Raw genomic sequence first — 19,212 nt, forward strand, 5'->3', positions numbered from 1 at the left:
TAATTCATAAAATTGCTACCTTGCAGGCAAAAATCTGACAAAATGAATCGAATTTTTCATGCCCGCATCGCCTGGTACCAGTATTTCCTCTTGGCAGTGCTTACTGTAAATGCCGTCGGTGCTTTGTGGTGTAAATATATCTTGCCGGCTGTGCTGTTTATGCTCATGCTGATTGTAGTGATCGAACAGATTATACATACCGCCTATACGGTCACTACGAACGGAAATATTGAAATATCCCGTGGACGCTTTATCCGTAAGAAGGTAATTCCTATTTCCGAAATTACGACTATACAAAGGTACCGTTCTATGAAATTCGGGAGTTTCTCGGTGACCGATTACATATTGATAGAGTATGGGAAAGACAAGTTTGCTTCCGTCATGCCTGTCAAAGAACGGGAATTTGTTGAACTGATTGAAAAGAAAATGAACTAAATAATTTATTTACTATGAAATACCAAGTGATTATTATCGGCGGTGGTCCTGCGGGATATACGGCTGCCGAATCTGCCGGCAAAGCCGGTTTGAGTGTATTGTTGATTGAAAAGAACAATCTGGGCGGTGTCTGTCTGAACGAGGGATGCATCCCGACTAAGACCCTGCTCTATTCGGCAAAAACTTATGATAGTGCAAAGCACGCGTCGAAGTATGCGATAAACGTATCCGAAGTCTCTTTTGATTTATCCAAGATTATTGTCCGTAAGAGCAAAGTGGTACGTAAACTGGTATTGGGGGTGAAGGCGAAGTTGGCTTCGAATAATGTCGCGATAGTATCGGGAGAAGCGCAAATCATAGATAAGAATACAGTCCGCTGCGGTGAGGAGACTTACGAAGGCGAGAACCTGATACTTTGCACCGGTTCGGAAACCTTTATTCCCCCTATTCCCGGAGTGGAAACGGTGAATTACTGGACGCACCGGGACGCGTTGGATAATAAAGAACTGCCCGCTTCTCTGGCCATTGTCGGTGGCGGAGTGATAGGAATGGAGTTCGCTTCTTTCTTCAATAGCTTGGGCGTGCAAGTGACGGTAGTCGAAATGCTGGATGAGATTCTCGGCGGAATGGATAAGGAACTTTCTGCTCTGTTGCGTGCGGAATATGCAAAGCGAGGCATTAAATTCCTGCTTAGTACGAAAGTTGTCGGCCTGTCGCAGACGGAAGGAGCTGCTGTTGTCTCTTATGAGAATGCGGAAGGAAGTGGCAGTGTGGTAGCGGAGAAGCTGTTGATGAGTGTCGGCCGTCGTCCTGTGACAAAAGGTTTCGGGCTCGAAAACCTGAATTTGGAAAAGACAGAACGTGGGGCTGTCAAAGTGGATGAGAAGATGCAGACCTCCGTGCCTGGTGTTTATGTTTGCGGTGACCTGACCGGATTCTCCTTGCTGGCTCATACAGCCGTTCGTGAAGCAGAGGTGGCCGTGCATTCTATTTTGGGAAAAGAAGACACTATGAGCTATCGTGCCATTCCGGGGGTTGTCTATACCAATCCGGAGATTGCCGGGGTAGGTGAAACGGAAGAATCTGCTTCAGCAAAAGGCATTACTTGTCAAGTCATAAAGCTCCCAATGGCTTATTCCGGTCGTTTTGTAGCAGAGAACGAAGGAGTGAACGGGGTTTGCAAGGTGCTGCTGGATGAACAGGAGCGGGTGATTGGAGCGCACGTGTTGGGTAACCCGGCTTCAGAGATAATAACCCTTGCAGGAACGGCCATTGAACTTGGGTTGACGGCGGCGCAATGGAAGAAGATTGTCTTCCCTCATCCAACGGTGGGTGAGATATTCCGGGAAGCATTGTAATCCGGTACATACCATAAAAAGATATATATGAGAAAATATATAATTGTTCCGGTTTTCTTGGCGGTGGTGCTGGTGATGATGTGTCATTGTACATCCGACCGGAAAGCAACAGTTCCGGCAAACGAATATTTGATTCAGGGAGAGCTGGCAAATCTTTCGGATAGTATAGTGATAGGGCTGTATGTGGATGAAGGAAACATTTTCAACCTTGTGGCGAGAGATACGCTTCTGAATGGCAAGTTTTCTTTCCGGGATACTGTCTCTGTTACAAAGAAAATGCTGATAATGTCTGATAATAAGGGATTCCCGGGCACATGGCTGGAAGTATGGATAGCGCCGGGGGAGTATATAGAAATCAAAGGAGAGGACAAATTACTGAAAACCTGGGAAGTGGTGAGCGATATCCCCGAACAGGCGGAAGAAAATCGCTTTACGGCTTGTGCAATGGCTCAGCAAAAAGAACTGATGCAGCATTTGGCGGCCGAATATGACTGGCAGCGGATGATGTTTATAGACCATGCAGGCGATCAGGAATTTGAAAAGAAAGGCTGGGCAAAGATAGACTCTATCCGGAAGTTGACAACGCCTTTACAGCAAGAAATCTGGAAAAAGGAACTTGAATATATGAAAGAGGCGCCTATCTCTAAAGTGTGGATAGATAAGCTGCTGCTATATGCTTCTATGATGAAATACGAAACTGTCATGCCTTATAAGGAAGAAGTGAAGAGCTTGTATGCTCGAATGCCGGAAACCGAGAAGCAAACGGATGCCGGACAGGAGATTACGGCCTATATTTATCCTCCTTCTGTGGCAGGAATAGGAGATATGATGGTTGACGGAGAACTATATGACGTGAATGACTCTCTCCGCCATATATCCGAATTTGCGGGACGATTCATTTTGCTGGATTTCTGGAGTAGCGGATGTGGTCCTTGTGTGGAGTCGATCCCGGAAATGGAGAAGGTCATAGATACTTATAAGGATAGAATGACCGTGATTAGTATCAGTGAAGACCCGAAAGCACGCTGGAAAGAATATGTTAAGACGAAAGGAATGGGCGGCAACCAGTGGAATGAACTTCGCAGAGGCCGTACGGGACTTGCTGTGAGTTATCAGGTGAAAGGGATTCCTCATTATGTGCTTATTGCTCCTAGCGGGAAGATACAAGATATGTGGTCCGGTTATGGTTCCGGTTCACTTCTGGAAACGGTGAAGAAGAATCTGAAATAGTAGAAAAGAGACTGACTAAAAAGTCAATAGTATCTTCATTCTCCTCCTTCTGGAAGGAGGAATACCCGTAGGGGGAGGTGGTAGGTAGATGCATAAATCATTTATTATCAGCATTGTGCATCCACCTGTCACCCCGGCTTTCAGATACCCTCTTTTGTTTTTTGTCAGATTTTAGACTTATTCAGTTGGGAAGTGCTATATTTGCGGGTGTGATTCGATTCATAACCTGTATTGTATGAAGAAAGTTCTTTTATTAGTTGCGTTGTCCGTCTGTCTGTTGCCGTTGTGGGGACAGCGGGATTTCTCCCAAATAGACTCACTTATCAAAAAGATGCTTCCCGAAGCGTCCGAAGTCGGCATATCCGTTTATGACCTGACGGCGAAAAGGCCGTTGTATAGCTACCGTGCAGACAAGCTCTCCCGGCCTGCCTCTACCATGAAACTGTTGATGGCCATTACCGCTCTCTCCCGTCCTGATGCGGATGAGCCTTTCCGCACGGAAGTATGGCACGATGGTGTGATAGAGCACGATACACTGCAAGGCAATCTGTATGTAGTAGGGGGATTTGACCCCGAATTTGACAGTCAGGCAATGGATTCGTTGATAGAGGAAGTGATGACTTTTCCTTTCTCCGTGATTAACGGGCAGGTGTATGGCGACGTTTCGATGAAAGACTCGCTCTATTGGGGGCATGGCTGGGCTTGGGACGATACTCCTGCAGGTTATCAGCCTTACTTGTCTCCGTTGATGTTTTGTAAAGGCACGGTACAGATTTCCGTGTTTCCTTCCGCTGTGCAGGGAGATACGGCAAGCATATCCTGTAAACCGGTTTCTTCCTATTATACCCTGACGAACCGGACAAAGACACGTACTTCCTCTGCTGGAAAGTTCTCCTTCTCAAGAGATTGGTTGAGGAATGGAAATAATCTGGTTGTTTCGGGCAATGTTACCTCCATTAGAAAGGATGATATAAACATCTATGATTCTTCCGCTTTCTTTATGCACACTTTCCTCGAGCGTCTTCGGGGGAAAGGTATCACGGCTCCCCAATCATACGGATTCGCCGAATTACCCCGTGACAGTGTGCAAGTGGAACGGATAGCCTGTTGGAATACCTCCGTGCAGGAAGTCTTGAACCAACTAATGAAAGAGAGCGATAACCTGAATGCCGAAGCATTCCTCTGCCGCCTTGGCGCGCAGGCGACAGGGAAGAAGCAGGTGGCTGCCGAAGACGGAATCGTCGAGATCATGCAGCTCATCCGCCAGCTGGGACACAACCCGAAAGAGTATAAGATTGCGGACGGTTGCGGACTCTCCAATTACAACTACCTCTCCCCCGCCCTGTTGGTTGACTTCCTGAAATATGCATATTCCCGGACAGAAGTGTTCCGTATGCTATACAAGTCTCTTCCCGTAGGCGGCATAGACGGTACGTTGAAAAACAGGATGAAAAGCGCAGCCACATTCCGGAATGTTCATGCCAAAACGGGCTCGTTCACAGCTATCAATACACTTGCAGGCTATCTGAAGATGAAGAACGGACATGAAGTGGCCTTTGCCATAATGAACCAGAATGTGCTTTCGGCTGCAAAGGCCAGAGCCTTCCAGGATAAGGTGTGCGAGGTGATTATCGGGCGTTAGGCGCTCTCTCTGCCTATCGGCTTATAATGTCACCTCAATGGCGGCAGGATAGATGCGTTGCGGATCAAAGAATGTGGCACAACTGTTCACCATATTCTTCAGGTCCGGCTTTACCTTTCCCTGAAAAGCCTGTTTCCCATTCACTGTAACAGTGATTTCCTTCTTCAAGTCAACCAGTTCATCACAGAGATAAATAATCACTTTCCCTTTGGCGGCAGGCGTGTAATTCTTCCTGAACTTCATTTCAATGCCCCACCTCGGATCTTTCTGAACGGTCTCATAAACGACATTATCCACATTCAGTGTGATGTGGTTGTCCGTAATGTTCATTTCGTAGCGGGTACGGGCATTGATATCGTCATTCGGGCGCTCTTTGACAAAGAGATTGTAGAATCCTTTGCGGTGCAAGCCGTCCATTTCAAAGTCTTCCCAGTAGACATATTTCGGATAAGGGTTGCGGGTATACTGTTTCAGCCACGGAGTGGTGGGACGATAGTCGATAGAATGCCCTTTGCCGGGGATTAGCTCTATGTGATGCTTGTATAGTCCGGGATGCAGACCTTGCAGCCGTTCAAATTCCTCCTTCACGTAGCCGGTGAGGATGTTCCGGTAGAAGCCGCGGTCGTCGGCACCGGTCCGCAGGGAGAAGGCGATGTGAGCACAGTTTTCGGCAGGGGCGTTCTTCAAAGGTTCTCCGCCTGCCATGGGACCTGCCCCGGCCAGGTAGTCGGCGTAGAAAGAGGCAAGACGCTGGCTGCCGTATCCACCTTCGGATATTCCGAAGATAAACAGTTTATCCGGATTGACGTGCCCGGATACTAGTGCCTGACGGAACAGTTTCTCCCAAGCGTATTGCTTGGCTTTCTGCCACCAGCGATAGTAACCTCCTTCGTTGGGGATTTGCGGGATAAAGTAGACGGAAGGAGCGTCGTCAAAACGCGAACAGATGTTCAGGCCGGTTTTCCATTCCGCCTGTTTGGGACCGGAACCGTGTATGTAGAGATACATCGGATAACCGTCTGCGGGTTTTTCCGTGCCCTTGCTCCCCCAATAATAGGGCATGATAGCATTGGGTTCCAGTTCTTTGGGGAGGTGCCATTTTCCCTTGCTGGAAGCGGATAACGTATCCAGGGCGATTAGCTTTTCTTCGTCCAGCTCATCGTTGGCTGTTTTCCAAGCTTCCCATACCAATTGGCGGTAGGCCGATGCTTTGAGAAGACTGAATGACTGGTGCTTTTCATATAAAGGCGTTTCTCCACGGAGATAGTCGTTGAAATAGCATTCGATATTTTTCCGGATTTTATCAGCAGGACCGGCTACTGCTTGCAGCCTGCCGCTCCCTAATATAATAAGGAGAAGCAGACTGTGTACAGCTATCTTTTTCATATTCTTTTTATATTCAGACTTAGGTGAATAGAAAATCGGAATATTATCGGGCGTATTCGGCCCAGTTAGTGTTCTTCATATCACCGCTCTTGGCAAGTTCTGCGTGCATGCCCAGTGCAGCCTGAATAGCGTGCGGAGTCTGTGCCTTGCCGCCGGCCAGTTTGAGGTAATCCCAAAGTAACTGTTTGTAGTCGGGATGTGCACAGTTTTCGATAATGGCCTGTGCACGTTCTTTCGGGCTCTTGCCACGAAGGTCGGCAACACCTTGTTCGGTGATAACGATATTCACGGAGTGTTCGCTGTGGTCGAGGTGGGAAACCATTGGCACGATAGCGCTGATCTTACCTTCCTTAGCTACTGACGGGCAGGTAAAGATAGAGATGTAAGCATTGCGTGTAAAGTCGCCCGAACCGCCGATACCGTTCATCATCTTCGTACCGCCGATATGAGTTGAGTTTACGTTGCCGTACAGGTCGACTTCGATTGCGGTATTGATAGAGATAACACCGAGACGGCGTACTACTTCCGGGTTGTTTGAGATTTCCGACGGGCGGAGCACCAGTTTGTCGCGGAAGAAATCCATGTCATTGTAGATACCTTCCAGACAGTCGTTGGTGACAGTCAGCGAGCAGGCGCTGCCGAATTTGATACGTCCTTCACGAATCAAACCGATCACGGAGTTCTGAATAACTTCAGTGTACATTTCAAATGCGGGAATCGTTTTGTCACGTCCCAGCGCACCGAGTACGGCGTTGGCGATGTTTCCTACGCCCGACTGCAACGGCAGGAAGGTCGACGGGATGATACCGCGTTTCATGTCTGCGGCAAGGAAGTCGGCAACATTCTGTCCGATTTTGTCGGTCAACGGGTCGGCAGCGGCGAAAGAGCGTGCTTCGTCCGGCCAGTTAGTCTCTACCACGCCTACGATTTTCTTCGGATCCACTTGGATGTAAGGCAGTCCGATGCGGTCGCTCGGCTTGTAGATAGGTATTTCGCGGCGGTAAGGCGGGTCGAGTGGTTCGTACACATCGTGCAATCCCATGCAGGATTTGCTGTGCGCGCTGTTCAGCTCAACGATGATCTGGTCTGCCAAACGGCAGATAGTCGGAGAGATACCGCCGGCAGCCGTCAGATATATTTTGCCGTCCGGAGTCAGTTCGCAGGCTTCGATAATGGCTACGTTCACTTTCCCCATGAAGCCGTAACGCACTTCCTGTGCCATTTGTGAGAGGTGTATGTCGTTGTAGGCAATTTCTCCGTTGTTGACAGCTTTGCGGAAATCGGAATTGGTAGTGTAAGGAGCACGGTAACGAATGGCTTTGGCACGTGCCAGTACGCCGTCACAAGATTCACCGGTCGATGCACCTGTAAAGATACCTACCTGAAAAGGGTTTCCCTTGGCATGTTCTGCTTCAGCTATTTTTGCTAGCTCGGCTGTGACAGCCTTGGCCGTTCCGGCGGGAGTAAATCCGCTCAGGCCGATATTGTAGCCATGTTTGATAAGGCTTGCAGCTTCTGCTGCTGAAATACGATTGAATGACATAAATAGTACAATTTCGTGTTAAATACAGTTGATATTTAATTGGTTAATAATTCGCTCAATATGTTGACATTCAGGGCGGAACCTGATACTCGAATCGTAATGCTCAATGTTTAATACCTGACACAGTTGATATCTAATACTTTACACCTGACACTTGTCAATACTTCCGTTGAAGGATTTCTCCCCAGATAATAGCGCGCCGGGCTTCTTCAGCAGAATGAATGGTGAAGTCTTCTTTGTTGTCATGTGAATCGTGGGAAGTGTTATAGTGGGCACCTTGCCGGCTGTTTCGTTCATCCTGTGCGGCACTGTTGGCGATAGAGGCGGCAACGGATACTTCTTCTTTTTTCTTTTTCGGTTTCGACTCCTGCTGCCTTACTTTCGGTTTGCGCGTCCGCTGCTCTGCGGGAATCGGCTGAAACAGTTCTTCCAGCGACCTGGGTCTGCCCCAGGCTTCGGGCATAGGAGTGGCGTCGGGAGCTACTTCGACGGGAGAGGGTGTCGGCGGGACGGGGCGGTTATTTTTAGCTTTCTTCGATTTGCTATTTTTATTCACCTCTTTGAATATTCCCACGAGAATGACACCTGCTATCAAGAGAAATTTCAAAAAATCTTCCATTTTGCTTCACTTCTAAATAGTTGTCCGCCAAAGGTAGGCATTTTATCTGGTTTGAGCTAACATTTAGTTATGAAAAAAGGGCAGCTTCACAGCTCCCCTTAATTTTTTTAACCTAAACCTTAACTATGAAAAAATCTAATGTTTCTTTCATTGCACAAATGTGAAAAATAAAATTAAATTTGCCAAGAAACTGACCGGAAAATGTTTATTCTCTTAACATTAATTACAAGTTAGCTCGCCAGACTATAAGTTTTTGCGTTATTTTTGTATCAATTCACCACTTATTAAAAACCGAAGCCGTATCTTTGCAGTCGAATTTTTAAATGAGATTTGAGTATGAACGAATTAACGGGAGCGGACTTTAAATCCGCAACTGCTGATGACAACAAGAAGTTGTTTATCGAAACCTACGGCTGCCAGATGAATGTGGCCGACAGTGAGGTGATCGCCTCGGTGATGCAAATGGCGGGGTACTCCGTAGCTGAAACGCTGGAGGAGGCTGATGCCGTGTTTATGAACACCTGTTCGATCCGCGACAATGCGGAACAGAAGATTCTGAACCGCCTGGAGTTTTTCCACTCGCTGAAGAAAAAGAAGAAGCGTCTCATCGTGGGGGTACTGGGCTGCATGGCCGAGCGAGTGAAGGATGATCTGATAACGAATCATCATGTCGATCTTGTGGTCGGTCCGGACGCTTACTTGACGTTGCCCGATCTGATTGCCGCCGTAGAAGCCGGCGAGAAGGCAATCAACGTTGAACTTTCCACCACCGAAACCTATCGGGATGTGATTCCTTCACGTATCTGCGGCAATCATATCTCCGGATTCGTGTCTATCATGCGTGGCTGTAACAATTTCTGTACCTACTGTATCGTGCCCTACACCCGTGGACGCGAGCGCAGCCGTGACGTGGAAAGTATCCTCAACGAAGTGTCGGACTTGGTGGCAAAAGGCTACAAGGAAGTCACACTTTTGGGGCAGAACGTCAATTCCTACCGTTTTGAGAAGCCGACAGGTGAAATCGTCACCTTCCCGATGTTGCTCCGCACGGTGGCCGAAGCTGCTCCGGGAGTACGCATCCGTTTCACTACCTCTCATCCGAAGGATATGAGTGACGAAACGCTGGAAGTGATCGCGCAAGTGCCCAATGTGTGCAAGCATATCCACCTACCCGTGCAAAGCGGCAGCTCCCGTATCCTGAAACTGATGAACCGCAAATATACCCGAGAATGGTATCTGGACCGTGTGGCCGCTATCAAACGTATCATTCCCGATTGCGGACTGACAACGGATATATTCTCCGGTTTCCACTCCGAAACGGAGGAAGACCACGCTCTCTCGCTCTCCCTGATGGAAGAGTGCGGATACGATGCTGCTTTCATGTTCAAATATTCCGAACGTCCGGGAACGTATGCTTCCAAACATCTCGAAGACAATGTGCCCGAAGATGTGAAAGTCCGCCGCCTGAATGAGATTATCGCTTTGCAGAATCGCCTGTCGGCTGAGTCCAACCAGCGTTGCATCGGAAAAACTTACGAAGTGCTTGTGGAAGGAGTCTCCAAGCGTTCGCGCGACCAACTGTTCGGTCGCACGGAGCAAAACCGCGTCGTAGTGTTCGATAGGGGTACGCATCGTGTCGGTGATTTCGTCAACGTGCGTGTCACGGAAGCCAGTTCGGCTACGCTGAAAGGGGAGGAAGTGTAAGTTTTAAATTTGTGTTCCTGCGCGTATGCAATGTTTGTAGGGTAATTATATCGTGGGTAATGTTGCCAAAAATGGTTGGTGATAAGTTATAATGATTTTAAAGTAATGGCGTTGCGGTACCGCAACGCCATTACTTTTTGTCATCTTGTTCCTGAAGTAGAGATACCATTTGACATAGTTTTGATAATGACACGGACAAGTTTTATGTAGGTTACATAGTCGAAATATTTGATGATTCTATTCTTTTATATTCGTATAATGAGGATGGCAAAGAAGATGGGGATCTTTTAATTCGGTTGGTTGATATGAAGAAAAGAATCTTCTTAAACTTCTTAAAGCAAGCGTCCTACCCTGACGTAAATAACTGTCTTGCTCTGTTATATAGATTTCAGTTTATACAACTTATATCAGAGCAAGGTCAGTTTGTATTATTAAAAGTCCTTAACAAAAGCCCATTACATCACTTTTTATTTGTTTCTTTGCACCAAATTCGGGTATAGTGTTGTCTTGTGGTTTGAGGCAGCACTTAATTTTGCTTAGAAATTAATGGAGAAACTCAGTATAAATGCTTGTCCGGTGTGTGGCAGTACGCACTTGAAACGCGTCATGACTTGTACGGATTTTTATGCTTCGGGCGAACAGTTTGAACTGTATTCGTGTGAAGATTGCGGATTTACGTTCACGCAAGGTGTTCCCGTAGAGGCTGAGATAGGTAAGTATTATGAGACTCCTGATTATATCTCCCACACTGATACGCGCAAAGGCGCGATGAATTCCGTTTATCACTATGTACGTTCCTATATGCTGGGCCGCAAGGCGCGGCTGGTAGCTAAGGAGGCGCATCGCAAGACGGGGCGTTTGCTCGATATAGGTACGGGCACCGGTTATTTTGCCGATACGATGGTGCGTCGTGGCTGGAAAGTGGAGGCGGTGGAGAAGAATCCGCAGGCACGTGAGTTTGCAAAGGAACATTTCGGACTGGAGGTGAAACCCGAATCGGCTCTGCAAGAGTTTGCTCCCGGCAGTTTTGATGTCATTACCCTTTGGCACGTTATGGAACATCTTGAACACCTCGGCGAGGTGTGGCAACAGCTTCACGAGATGTTGACGGAAAAAGGACTGCTAATTGTGGCAGTGCCCAACTGTTCCTCTTATGATGCGCAACGTTACGGCGAGTATTGGGCGGCTTATGATGTCCCGCGACATCTTTGGCATTTCACACCGGGCACTATCCAACAGTTGGCTTCCCGGCATGGCTTTATCATGGCGGCACGTCACCCGATGCCGTTTGACGCTTTTTACGTATCCATGCTAAGTGAGAAACATCGGGGTAGTTCATGTAGTTTCCTGAAAGGGATGTATGTCGGAACATTGGCATGGTTCAGCGCTTTGGGACGGAAGGAGCGGAGCAGTTCCATGATTTACGTTTTTCGGAAAAAGAGGTAGAGGATGGGAAATAAAAGCAGATATAAGTCAAGTTCGATTTTCGATATGCAGTTTATTACGTCGAGTATCAGTACCACGCTGGTGTTGTTGCTGTTAGGGCTGGTTGTGTTCTTCGTGCTTACGGCGCACAATCTTTCCGTATATGTCCGCGAGAATATCAGTTTCTCCATTCTTATTAGCGACGATATGAAAGAGGCGGATATCCTGAAACTGCAGAAGAAGCTGAATCAGGAACCTTTCGTGAAACAATCCGAATATATCTCTAAAAAACAGGCATTGAAGGAGCAGACCGAAGCTATGGGAACTGATCCTGAAGAGTTTCTGGGTTATAATCCTTTCACCGCTTCTATTGAAATAAAGCTCCATTCCGATTATGCTAACTCCGACAGTATTGCGAAGATTGAGAAAATGGTCAAACGGAACAGTAATATACAGGATGTGCTCTACCGGAAGGAGCTGATTGATGCTGTGAATGATAACATACGGAATATCAGTCTGGTATTACTGGCTTTGGCGGTAGTGCTTACTTTTATCTCCTTTGCTTTGATAAACAATACGATAAGGCTTGCTATATACTCCAAGCGCTTCCTCATCCATACAATGAAACTGGTGGGGGCGAGCTGGAGCTTCATTCGGCGACCGTTTCTCCGAAGGAATGTGTGGAGTGGCGTGCTGGCTGCCGTAGTTGCCGATGCCATATTAATGGGGACGGCCTATTGGGCAGTGACATACGAGCAGGAATTGCTTCAGGTAATCACTCCCGAAGTCATGCTTATCGTTTGTGCGAGTGTGTTGGTGTTTGGAATGGTGATTACGTGGCTGTGTGCCTACATTTCCATTAACAAATACTTGAGAATGAGGGCCAATACCTTGTATTATATTTAGTAGAGAATAGATAGTAAATAGGTATAGCGAACTGTGATTCGCGACTTTAATTTTGAATTTATAATTAAACAAACTATGTCTGACAAGCAGAAATTTGCCTTTGATAAAGTGAACTTTATCTTGCTAGCGGTAGGAATGGCGATTGTTATTATCGGGTTTCTATTGATGACAGGACCTTCGTCGTCCGAAACGGTCTTTGAACCTGATATTTTCAGTGCACGTAGAATTAAGGTGGCGCCTGTCGTTTGCCTGTTCGGTTTCTTGTCGATGATTTATGCGGTATTGCGCAAACCTAAAACTAAAATAGAATAAAGATAAGTTATGAGTTGGTTGGAAGCATTAATCCTTGGACTGATTCAGGGATTGACAGAATATTTGCCTGTAAGTAGCAGTGGGCATTTGGCTATCGGGTCGGCATTGTTTGGGATACAGGGTGAAGAGAATTTGGCATTTACAATTGTAGTGCATGTGGCTACGGTATGCAGTACATTGGTGATTCTTTGGAAAGAGATAGATTGGATTTTCCGCGGGTTATTCAAGTTCCGGATGAACGAGGAGACGCGCTACGTGATTAATATATTGATCTCAATGATACCAATCGGTATTGTGGGAGTATTCTTTAAAGACTATGTAGAAGAAATATTTGGCTCGGGACTGCTGATTGTGGGCTGTATGTTGTTGTTGACGGCTGCCCTGCTGACTTTCTCGTACTATTACAAGCCGCGTCAAAAAGAAAAAATCTCGATGAAAGATGCGCTTATTATCGGTATTGCCCAGGCTTGTGCAGTAATGCCGGGATTGTCCCGTTCGGGTTCTACCATCGCTACGGGATTACTGTTGGGAGACAACAAAGCGAAGTTGGCGCAATTCTCTTTCCTTATGGTTATTCCGCCCATTCTGGGTGAGGCATTGCTTGACGGTATGAAGATGATGAAAGGGGAGGACGTAGTGGGAGACATTCCTGCATTGTCGTTGATTGTAGGTTTTATGGCTGCTTTCATAGCCGGTTGCCTGGCTTGTAAGTGGATGATAAACATAGTGAAGAAAGGAAAGCTGATCTATTTCGCAATCTATTGTGCGATAGCAGGATTGGTAACGATTATATTGAGCTGATGAATTTTAAAAAAGGCGAAGTACTGTTTTTTAATAAACCTCTTGGCTGGACTTCATTTAAGGTGGTAGGGCACGCCCGCTATCATATCTGTCGCCGGATAGGGGTGAAAAAACTAAAGGTCGGCCATGCCGGCACGTTGGACCCTCTTGCAACGGGGGTGATGATTGTATGCACAGGCAAGGCTACAAAGCGGATTGAAGAGTTTCAATATCACACGAAGGAGTACGTTGCGACACTCCGGTTGGGTGCTACTACCCCGTCGTATGATTTGGAGCATGAGATAGATGCCACCTACCCTACCGGACATATCACGAGGGAACTGGTGGAAGAAGTGTTGACGCACTTTATCGGAACGATAGAACAGGTACCTCCTGCCTTCTCCGCCTGTATGGTGGACGGCAAGCGTGCTTACGAGCTGGCACGTAAAGGTGAGGAAGTCGAACTAAAGGCGAAACAGCTTGTTATCGACGAGATTGAATTGTTGGAATGCCGTTTGGAAGAACCGGAACCGATGATTCGGATTCGTGTGGTATGCAGCAAGGGGACTTATATCCGCGCACTGGCACGCGACATTGGCGAGGCGCTCCATAGCGGGGCTCATCTCACAGGGTTGATTCGTACCCGTGTAGGCGATGTCCGTTTGGAAGACTGTTTGGATCCCGCACTTTTTAAAGAGTGGATCGACGGGCAGGAGATAGAAAATGATGAAGAAAATAATTAACGTAATAAGGAATAGATATGAAGCTATCACAATTCAAATTTAAGTTACCCGAGGATAAAATCGCTTTGCATCCTACGAAGTATAGAGATGAGTCGCGTTTGATGGTATTGCATCGTAATACAGGTAAAATTGAACACAGGATGTTCAAGGATGTATTGGACTACTTTGATGATAAAGATGTGTTTATATTCAACGATACAAAGGTGTTCCCTGCTCGTTTGTACGGTAATAAAGAAAAGACGGGTGCTCGTATTGAAGTATTCTTATTGCGTGAGTTGAACGAAGAACTCCGTCTGTGGGATGTGCTCGTAGACCCGGCGCGTAAAATCCGTATTGGTAATAAATTGTATTTCGGTCCGGATGATTCAATGGTGGCCGAAGTAATTGATAATACCACTTCTCGTGGTCGTACGCTTCGTTTCCTGTATGACGGACCGCATGATGAATTTAAGAAGGCTTTGTATGCTTTGGGCGAAACTCCGCTCCCCCACTCTATTATCAATCGTCCTGTAGAACCGGAAGATGCCGAACGTTTCCAGTCTATCTTCGCGAAGAAAGAAGGCGCGGTGACTGCCCCGACAGCTAGCTTGCACTTCAGTCGTGAATTGATGAAACGTCTGGAAATTAAGGGAATAGACTTTGCCTATATCACCTTACATGCCGGCCTGGGCAACTTCCGTGACATTGATGTAGAAGACTTGACGAAGCACAAAATGGACTCGGAACAGATGCTTGTGGACGAAGCGGCGGTGAAAACTGTCAATCGTGCCAAGGATACCGGTAGAAACGTATGTGCGGTAGGTACTACGGTGATGCGGGCTATCGAGAGTGCAGTCAGCACCGACGGACATTTGAAAGAATTTGAAGGTTGGACAAATAAGTTCATCTTCCCGCCGTACGAATTTACTGTGGCTAACTCGATGATTTCCAATTTTCATATGCCTCTTTCTACACTCCTGATGATTGTAGCCGCTTTCGGCGGATACGAGCAGGTAATGGACGCTTATCACGTAGCATTGAAAGAAGGTTACCGTTTCGGTACTTATGGCGATGCAATGCTGATTTTGGACAAATAATGGCGGAAGTATATGTAGGACTCGGTACTAACCTGGGTGATAAAGAACAGAATCTCCGGGATGCCGTGCAGAAAATAGAAGAGCAGATAGGGAAAGTTGTTTCCCTGTCTGCTTTTTACGTTACTGCTCCGTGGGGCTTTGCTTCTGAAAACAGTTTCCTGAATGCTGCCGCTTGTGTAGACACGGATTTATCTCCTTTAGAGGTCTTGCGGGAGACGCAACTAATTGAACGAGAGTTAGGGCGCATCAAGAAGTCTGTTGACGGAGTATATAGCGACCGTCTGATTGATATTGACCTCTTGCTTTACGATGATCTGGTGCTCTCTGTTACTTCTCCTTCCGGGGCAGCACTGAATCTCCCCCACCCTCTAATGACGGAGCGCGATTTTGTGATGCGGCCACTGGCAGAAATTGCGCCGGACGTGGTACACCCGGTATTGGGAAGGACGATAAAAGAGCTCATTTCTTCTTCCTGTCGGCAATAAATCGTGGCAGATAAGCCAGACAGCCTATCAATATGGCATAAAGCAGGTGAATGTCTTGAAACTCACGGTGGATGAAATGACAGACAATGGCGTAAATCGCAATCGTAAATCCGATATAGAGCGCCAGTGCGAAAAGCGTTCTTACTTTCTTATTTAGAATCATTTTAAATCTATTATTGTGTTAAATACCGCCCAAAGATACTCATAATCTCCGAAATCTCTTTATCTTTGCAACCGAAATGAAAGTGTGGACAGATTTGAGTAGCTTGCAACCACAGAAAAAAATGCTAAAACACGACTCGTTGATGTCTTTCGGCATATATTTGCACTACTCACCTCTCCTGCTCTATCATCTTTTAATTCTTATTTTTTAATTCTTAATTTAAGAAAGATGGGATACTTATTTACATCCGAATCGGTGTCAGAAGGACACCCCGACAAGGTAGCCGATCAGATATCGGACGCCGTGCTTGACAAACTGTTGGCTTACGACCCCAGTTCGAAAGTAGCTTGCGAAACACTAGTAACTACCGGACAAGTAGTATTAGCGGGTGAAGTGAAAACAAAAGCGTACGTTGACCTACAACTCATCGCACGCGAGGTGATTAAGAAAATCGGTTATACCAAAGGAGAGTACATGTTCGAAAGTAACTCTTGCGGTGTACTTTCCGCTATTCACGAGCAGAGTCCCGATATCAACCGTGGTGTAGAACGTCAGGATCCGATGGAACAGGGTGCAGGCGACCAAGGTATGATGTTCGGTTATGCAACGAACGAAACGGAAAACTACATGCCGCTTTCTCTTGATCTGGCACACCGTATTCTGCAAGTGCTGGCCGACATCCGTCGCGAAGGCAAGGTAATGACTTACCTCCGTCCCGACGCCAAGAGTCAGGTGACTATTGAATATGACGATAACGGAACTCCTGTTCGCATTGATACAATTGTTGTCTCTACACAGCATGATGATTTTATTCAGCCGGAGAATGACTCGGAAGTCGCTCAGTTGAAAGCTGATGAAGAAATGCTGTCTATCATTCGTCGTGATGTGATTGAAATTCTGATGCCTCGCGTGATTGCTTCTATTCATCACGATAAAGTGCTGGCTCTGTTCAATGACAAGATTGTCTATCATGTTAACCCGACCGGAAAGTTTGTCATCGGTGGTCCTCACGGAGATACCGGTCTGACCGGACGTAAGATTATCGTTGATACCTACGGCGGTAAAGGTGCTCACGGTGGTGGCGCTTTCTCCGGAAAAGACCCTAGTAAGGTGGACCGTAGCGCAGCTTATGCAGCTCGTCATATCGCTAAGAATATGGTTGCAGCAGGTGTGGCAGACGAAATGCTTGTACAGGTAAGTTATGCTATCGGTGTGGCTCGTCCGATTAATATTTTTGTGGATACTTACGGCCGTTCTCATGTGAACATGACTGATGGCGAGATTGCACGCGTTATCGACCAGCTGTTCGATCTTCGTCCGAAAGCAATCGAGGAACGTCTGAAACTTCGTAACCCGATTTATCAGGAAACGGCAGCTTATGGTCACATGGGACGCGAACCACAAGTGGTAACGAAGAAGTTTTCTTCTCGTTATGAAGGTGACAAAACAGTGGAAGTGGAACTCTTTACATGGGAGAAACTCGACTACGTTGATAAGATTAAAGCAGCTTTCGGTCTGTAAGCTAGTCTGAAAGAGGGTTTATACGATAAGAGCCGCAATCTCACTTCCGTTTTATGGAATTTGGGATTGCGGCTCTTTATTTCTACTAGAAATCACTACCTTTGTTCCATTAAGAAGTAAAACAAGCCGTGAGATGAAAAAGAAATACGACTATTTTATATACTACTTTCCACTATTCGCCTTTTTGTTTATCGGTATGGGTAGTATTTTACTATCTGTTTCTCTATCCTCTTGTTCTTCTTCTGTGAAGAATCCGTTACTGCTCTGTGCTGACTCGTTAATGGAGGTAAGTCCTGATAGTGCGTTATCTATTTTGGAGTCAATTTCCTCACCACAGAAGCTGTCACGTGCTGATAGAGCGCTTTATGCATTGTTGCTTACACAGGCACGGCATAAGAATTATGTACCTTTAGATGATGATTCGCTGATAAAGACGGCTGTCGATTATTATGGTGACAGAGATAAGAGTTTACGCGCTGCACAGGCTCATTATTATTGGGGCGCCACTTATCGGGATATGGGACGTACCTCCTTTGCGGTAGAAGAATATTTGAAAGCGATTCGACTAATGCCTGAACAAAATGAGTTCTTGGCAATGATATATGATAATTTGGCGGAATGCTATGAGGAAGAAGACTTGGATGATGTAGCAATGGAGGCTTATCGTAAAGCTTATCAGATATTGAAAGGAGGTGTAGGACAAATATATCCATTAAGGGGTATGGCACGTGTTTTTTTGTTGCAAAATGAAAAAGATAGTGCATTGTACTATTATCAGCAAGCTCTTGATTGTGCGGTAGCTGTGCAAGATTCTGCTTTGATGGAGGTACTTTATTATGATTTGGCTACAATCTATAATGAAGAAAAGAACTATATTCAGGCAAATAAGTATGTGTCAAAAGCAATTGAAACAATGGGACAGAATAAGTCAATTGCTTATTTGTTAAAAGCAAAGATTATGCTAAATATGAATAACCTTGATTCTACTAACTATTTTTTTAGCAAAGATATAGATAGACTTGATATTTATGGGAAGGCTATTTGTTACAATGGGATGTATCAGGTAGCAAAAAGAAAAGGAGAATGGAAAGCGGCAGTGGATAATCTTGATACATATGTGATGCTTTATGATTCTATTCAAGGAATATCAGATAACGAAGAGCTTGTTCGGCTTATGGATAATTATCAGTTAGAGGAATATAAAAGGAAGTTGTCTGAACATACTAGAACATTGATAATGAGTTTGGTTGTTGTGTTTATTTCTTTGATGATTATATGCTTGTTTCTTTTTTTGTGGAATGACAGGAAGCGAAAAAAATACTATATAGCTTTACAGCATGAGTTGAATCAAAAGCGAATAGATACTATGTTGTTGAAAGAAGAGACATTTTCAGGATCTAATAAAGAAGATATTAATAAGAAGTTGTCAGAACTGAGAGAGGAGCAACTGCAATTATGTATATCTGTTTTTCAAACTACAGATTGCTATCGTAAATTAGAGGCTTTGGAGAATGCAACTCCTAAGCAATTACTGTTAATGCATAATTTGCGAACGGAAATTAATGCAACTATTTGCAAAACATTTGTTGATGTAATGGCGAATTTGAAAGAATGCTGTCCGACTTTAACTAATGATGACCTGTTTTATTGTATTCTTTCTTTGCTTCATTGCTCCAAAGTGGTTATAATGGAATTGATGAATGCTACTTCAGATGCTCTTAAGACACGTAAAAATCGTATTAAGAACAAAATGGACCAACAGTTATTTGAATCTGTATTTACTGTTGATAATCAGTAAAGTATAGAATACTGTTACCACTGTTACCATATAAAAATCGTTTCTTTTATTCTATCTGTGTACTTTTGAATCATAATTCTTAAAAC

18 protein-coding genes are annotated in these 19,212 nt (G+C 45.6%); 14 read left to right on the forward strand and 4 right to left on the reverse strand.

The window, feature by feature from the left end:
* The first annotated feature begins 42 nt into the window (after nucleotides 1-42).
* The 4 genes from CGC64_RS03605 to dacB all read left to right on the forward strand — a co-directional run bounded on the left by CGC64_RS03605 (nucleotide 43) and on the right by dacB (nucleotide 4,665).
* On the forward strand, nucleotides 43-435 hold the full coding sequence (locus CGC64_RS03605) for a PH domain-containing protein (RefSeq protein ID WP_005676807.1): 393 nt from the start codon (nucleotides 43-45) through the stop codon (nucleotides 433-435).
* 14 nt (nucleotides 436-449) lie between these two features.
* Entirely contained in the window at nucleotides 450-1,793 is a 1,344-nt protein-coding gene (lpdA, locus tag CGC64_RS03610; protein ID WP_005676808.1) for a dihydrolipoyl dehydrogenase, read from the forward strand.
* Between the two features lie 27 nt (nucleotides 1,794-1,820).
* On the forward strand, nucleotides 1,821-3,023 hold the full coding sequence (locus CGC64_RS03615) for a TlpA disulfide reductase family protein (protein WP_005676809.1): 1,203 nt from the start codon (nucleotides 1,821-1,823) through the stop codon (nucleotides 3,021-3,023).
* 235 nt (nucleotides 3,024-3,258) lie between these two features.
* Complete coding sequence (dacB, locus tag CGC64_RS03620) at nucleotides 3,259-4,665, forward strand: D-alanyl-D-alanine carboxypeptidase/D-alanyl-D-alanine endopeptidase (RefSeq protein WP_005676810.1); 1,407 nt, start codon at nucleotides 3,259-3,261, stop codon at nucleotides 4,663-4,665.
* A gap of 21 nt (nucleotides 4,666-4,686) precedes the next feature.
* Here the strand turns inward: dacB and CGC64_RS03625 are convergent, their stop codons facing one another.
* The 3 genes from CGC64_RS03625 to CGC64_RS03635 all read right to left on the reverse strand — a co-directional run bounded on the left by CGC64_RS03625 (nucleotide 4,687) and on the right by CGC64_RS03635 (nucleotide 8,213).
* Nucleotides 4,687-6,051 carry a hypothetical protein gene (locus CGC64_RS03625; protein ID WP_005676811.1) on the reverse strand — a complete coding sequence of 455 codons (1,365 nt, stop codon included), beginning with the start codon at nucleotides 6,049-6,051 and terminating at the stop codon, nucleotides 4,687-4,689.
* A gap of 43 nt (nucleotides 6,052-6,094) precedes the next feature.
* A complete protein-coding gene (locus CGC64_RS03630; protein WP_005676812.1) occupies nucleotides 6,095-7,594 on the reverse strand; it encodes an acetyl-CoA hydrolase/transferase family protein in 1,500 nt (499 codons plus the stop codon).
* Nucleotides 7,595-7,751: 157 nt separating this feature from the next.
* Nucleotides 7,752-8,213, reverse strand: a complete 462-nt coding sequence (locus tag CGC64_RS03635; RefSeq protein WP_005676813.1) for a hypothetical protein — start codon at nucleotides 8,211-8,213, stop codon at nucleotides 7,752-7,754.
* Between the two features lie 336 nt (nucleotides 8,214-8,549).
* Between CGC64_RS03635 and miaB the strand changes: the two genes are divergently transcribed.
* From miaB to folK, 8 genes are all read left to right on the forward strand, one after another.
* A complete protein-coding gene (gene miaB, locus CGC64_RS03640; RefSeq protein WP_005676814.1) occupies nucleotides 8,550-9,917 on the forward strand; it encodes a tRNA (N6-isopentenyl adenosine(37)-C2)-methylthiotransferase MiaB in 1,368 nt (455 codons plus the stop codon).
* 546 nt (nucleotides 9,918-10,463) lie between these two features.
* On the forward strand, nucleotides 10,464-11,363 hold the full coding sequence (locus tag CGC64_RS03645; RefSeq protein WP_005676815.1) for a methyltransferase domain-containing protein: 900 nt from the start codon (nucleotides 10,464-10,466) through the stop codon (nucleotides 11,361-11,363).
* Between the two features lie 3 nt (nucleotides 11,364-11,366).
* Nucleotides 11,367-12,248, forward strand: a complete 882-nt coding sequence (locus CGC64_RS03650; protein WP_005676816.1) for a cell division protein FtsX — start codon at nucleotides 11,367-11,369, stop codon at nucleotides 12,246-12,248.
* 75 nt (nucleotides 12,249-12,323) lie between these two features.
* The gene (locus tag CGC64_RS03655) at nucleotides 12,324-12,560 is read left to right on the forward strand and encodes a DUF3098 domain-containing protein (RefSeq protein WP_005676817.1); all 237 of its coding nucleotides are present in this window, start codon (nucleotides 12,324-12,326) and stop codon (nucleotides 12,558-12,560) included.
* Nucleotides 12,561-12,569: 9 nt separating this feature from the next.
* Nucleotides 12,570-13,361, forward strand: coding sequence for an undecaprenyl-diphosphate phosphatase (locus tag CGC64_RS03660; RefSeq protein ID WP_005676818.1), 792 nt, complete (start codon nucleotides 12,570-12,572; stop codon nucleotides 13,359-13,361).
* The gene (gene truB, locus CGC64_RS03665) at nucleotides 13,361-14,083 is read left to right on the forward strand and encodes a tRNA pseudouridine(55) synthase TruB (protein ID WP_005676819.1); all 723 of its coding nucleotides are present in this window, start codon (nucleotides 13,361-13,363) and stop codon (nucleotides 14,081-14,083) included. Before CGC64_RS03660 ends, truB begins: the two co-directional genes overlap by 1 nt.
* A gap of 17 nt (nucleotides 14,084-14,100) precedes the next feature.
* A complete protein-coding gene (queA, locus tag CGC64_RS03670; protein WP_005676821.1) occupies nucleotides 14,101-15,159 on the forward strand; it encodes a tRNA preQ1(34) S-adenosylmethionine ribosyltransferase-isomerase QueA in 1,059 nt (352 codons plus the stop codon).
* Nucleotides 15,159-15,644: a 2-amino-4-hydroxy-6-hydroxymethyldihydropteridine diphosphokinase gene (gene folK, locus CGC64_RS03675; RefSeq protein ID WP_005676823.1), complete on the forward strand. Its 486-nt coding sequence runs from the start codon at nucleotides 15,159-15,161 to the stop codon at nucleotides 15,642-15,644. Before queA ends, folK begins: the two co-directional genes overlap by 1 nt.
* Here folK and CGC64_RS03680 read toward each other — a convergent pair.
* Nucleotides 15,619-15,807 (reverse strand): hypothetical protein, encoded by a 189-nt coding sequence (locus CGC64_RS03680; RefSeq protein WP_005676824.1) that lies wholly within the window; start codon nucleotides 15,805-15,807, stop codon nucleotides 15,619-15,621. The genes folK and CGC64_RS03680 overlap by 26 nt on opposite strands.
* A 228-nt stretch (nucleotides 15,808-16,035) precedes the next feature.
* Here CGC64_RS03680 and metK point away from each other — a divergent pair, with 228 nt between their 5' ends.
* Nucleotides 16,036-17,328 (forward strand): methionine adenosyltransferase, encoded by a 1,293-nt coding sequence (gene metK, locus CGC64_RS03685; RefSeq protein ID WP_005676825.1) that lies wholly within the window; start codon nucleotides 16,036-16,038, stop codon nucleotides 17,326-17,328.
* Nucleotides 17,329-17,608: 280 nt separating this feature from the next.
* Nucleotides 17,609-19,126, forward strand: coding sequence for a tetratricopeptide repeat protein (locus tag CGC64_RS18910; protein ID WP_005676826.1), 1,518 nt, complete (start codon nucleotides 17,609-17,611; stop codon nucleotides 19,124-19,126).
* Nucleotides 19,127-19,212: the final 86 nt, after the last annotated feature.

Origin of the sequence: Bacteroides caccae, from assembly GCF_002222615.2 — a bacterium.
Taxonomy (GTDB): Bacteria; Bacteroidota; Bacteroidia; order Bacteroidales; family Bacteroidaceae; genus Bacteroides; species Bacteroides caccae.

Coding starts and splice junctions, on each gene's coding strand:
- dacB (WP_005676810.1), top strand. CDS start 3,259: ATGAAGAAAGTTCTTTTATTAGTTGCGTTGTCCGTCTGTCTGTTGCCG.
- CGC64_RS03630 (WP_005676812.1), bottom strand. CDS start 7,594: ATGTCATTCAATCGTATTTCAGCAGCAGAAGCTGCAAGCCTTATCAAA.
- CGC64_RS18910 (WP_005676826.1), top strand. CDS start 17,609: ATGGAGGTAAGTCCTGATAGTGCGTTATCTATTTTGGAGTCAATTTCC.
- miaB (WP_005676814.1), top strand. CDS start 8,550: ATGAACGAATTAACGGGAGCGGACTTTAAATCCGCAACTGCTGATGAC.
- truB (WP_005676819.1), top strand. CDS start 13,361: ATGAATTTTAAAAAAGGCGAAGTACTGTTTTTTAATAAACCTCTTGGC.
- CGC64_RS03635 (WP_005676813.1), bottom strand. CDS start 8,213: ATGGAAGATTTTTTGAAATTTCTCTTGATAGCAGGTGTCATTCTCGTG.
- CGC64_RS03680 (WP_005676824.1), bottom strand. CDS start 15,807: ATGATTCTAAATAAGAAAGTAAGAACGCTTTTCGCACTGGCGCTCTAT.
- CGC64_RS03625 (WP_005676811.1), bottom strand. CDS start 6,051: ATGAAAAAGATAGCTGTACACAGTCTGCTTCTCCTTATTATATTAGGG.
- CGC64_RS03645 (WP_005676815.1), top strand. CDS start 10,464: ATGGAGAAACTCAGTATAAATGCTTGTCCGGTGTGTGGCAGTACGCAC.
- CGC64_RS03605 (WP_005676807.1), top strand. CDS start 43: ATGAATCGAATTTTTCATGCCCGCATCGCCTGGTACCAGTATTTCCTC.
- CGC64_RS03615 (WP_005676809.1), top strand. CDS start 1,821: ATGAGAAAATATATAATTGTTCCGGTTTTCTTGGCGGTGGTGCTGGTG.
- folK (WP_005676823.1), top strand. CDS start 15,159: ATGGCGGAAGTATATGTAGGACTCGGTACTAACCTGGGTGATAAAGAA.
- queA (WP_005676821.1), top strand. CDS start 14,101: ATGAAGCTATCACAATTCAAATTTAAGTTACCCGAGGATAAAATCGCT.
- CGC64_RS03660 (WP_005676818.1), top strand. CDS start 12,570: ATGAGTTGGTTGGAAGCATTAATCCTTGGACTGATTCAGGGATTGACA.
- CGC64_RS03650 (WP_005676816.1), top strand. CDS start 11,367: ATGGGAAATAAAAGCAGATATAAGTCAAGTTCGATTTTCGATATGCAG.
- CGC64_RS03655 (WP_005676817.1), top strand. CDS start 12,324: ATGTCTGACAAGCAGAAATTTGCCTTTGATAAAGTGAACTTTATCTTG.
- metK (WP_005676825.1), top strand. CDS start 16,036: ATGGGATACTTATTTACATCCGAATCGGTGTCAGAAGGACACCCCGAC.
- lpdA (WP_005676808.1), top strand. CDS start 450: ATGAAATACCAAGTGATTATTATCGGCGGTGGTCCTGCGGGATATACG.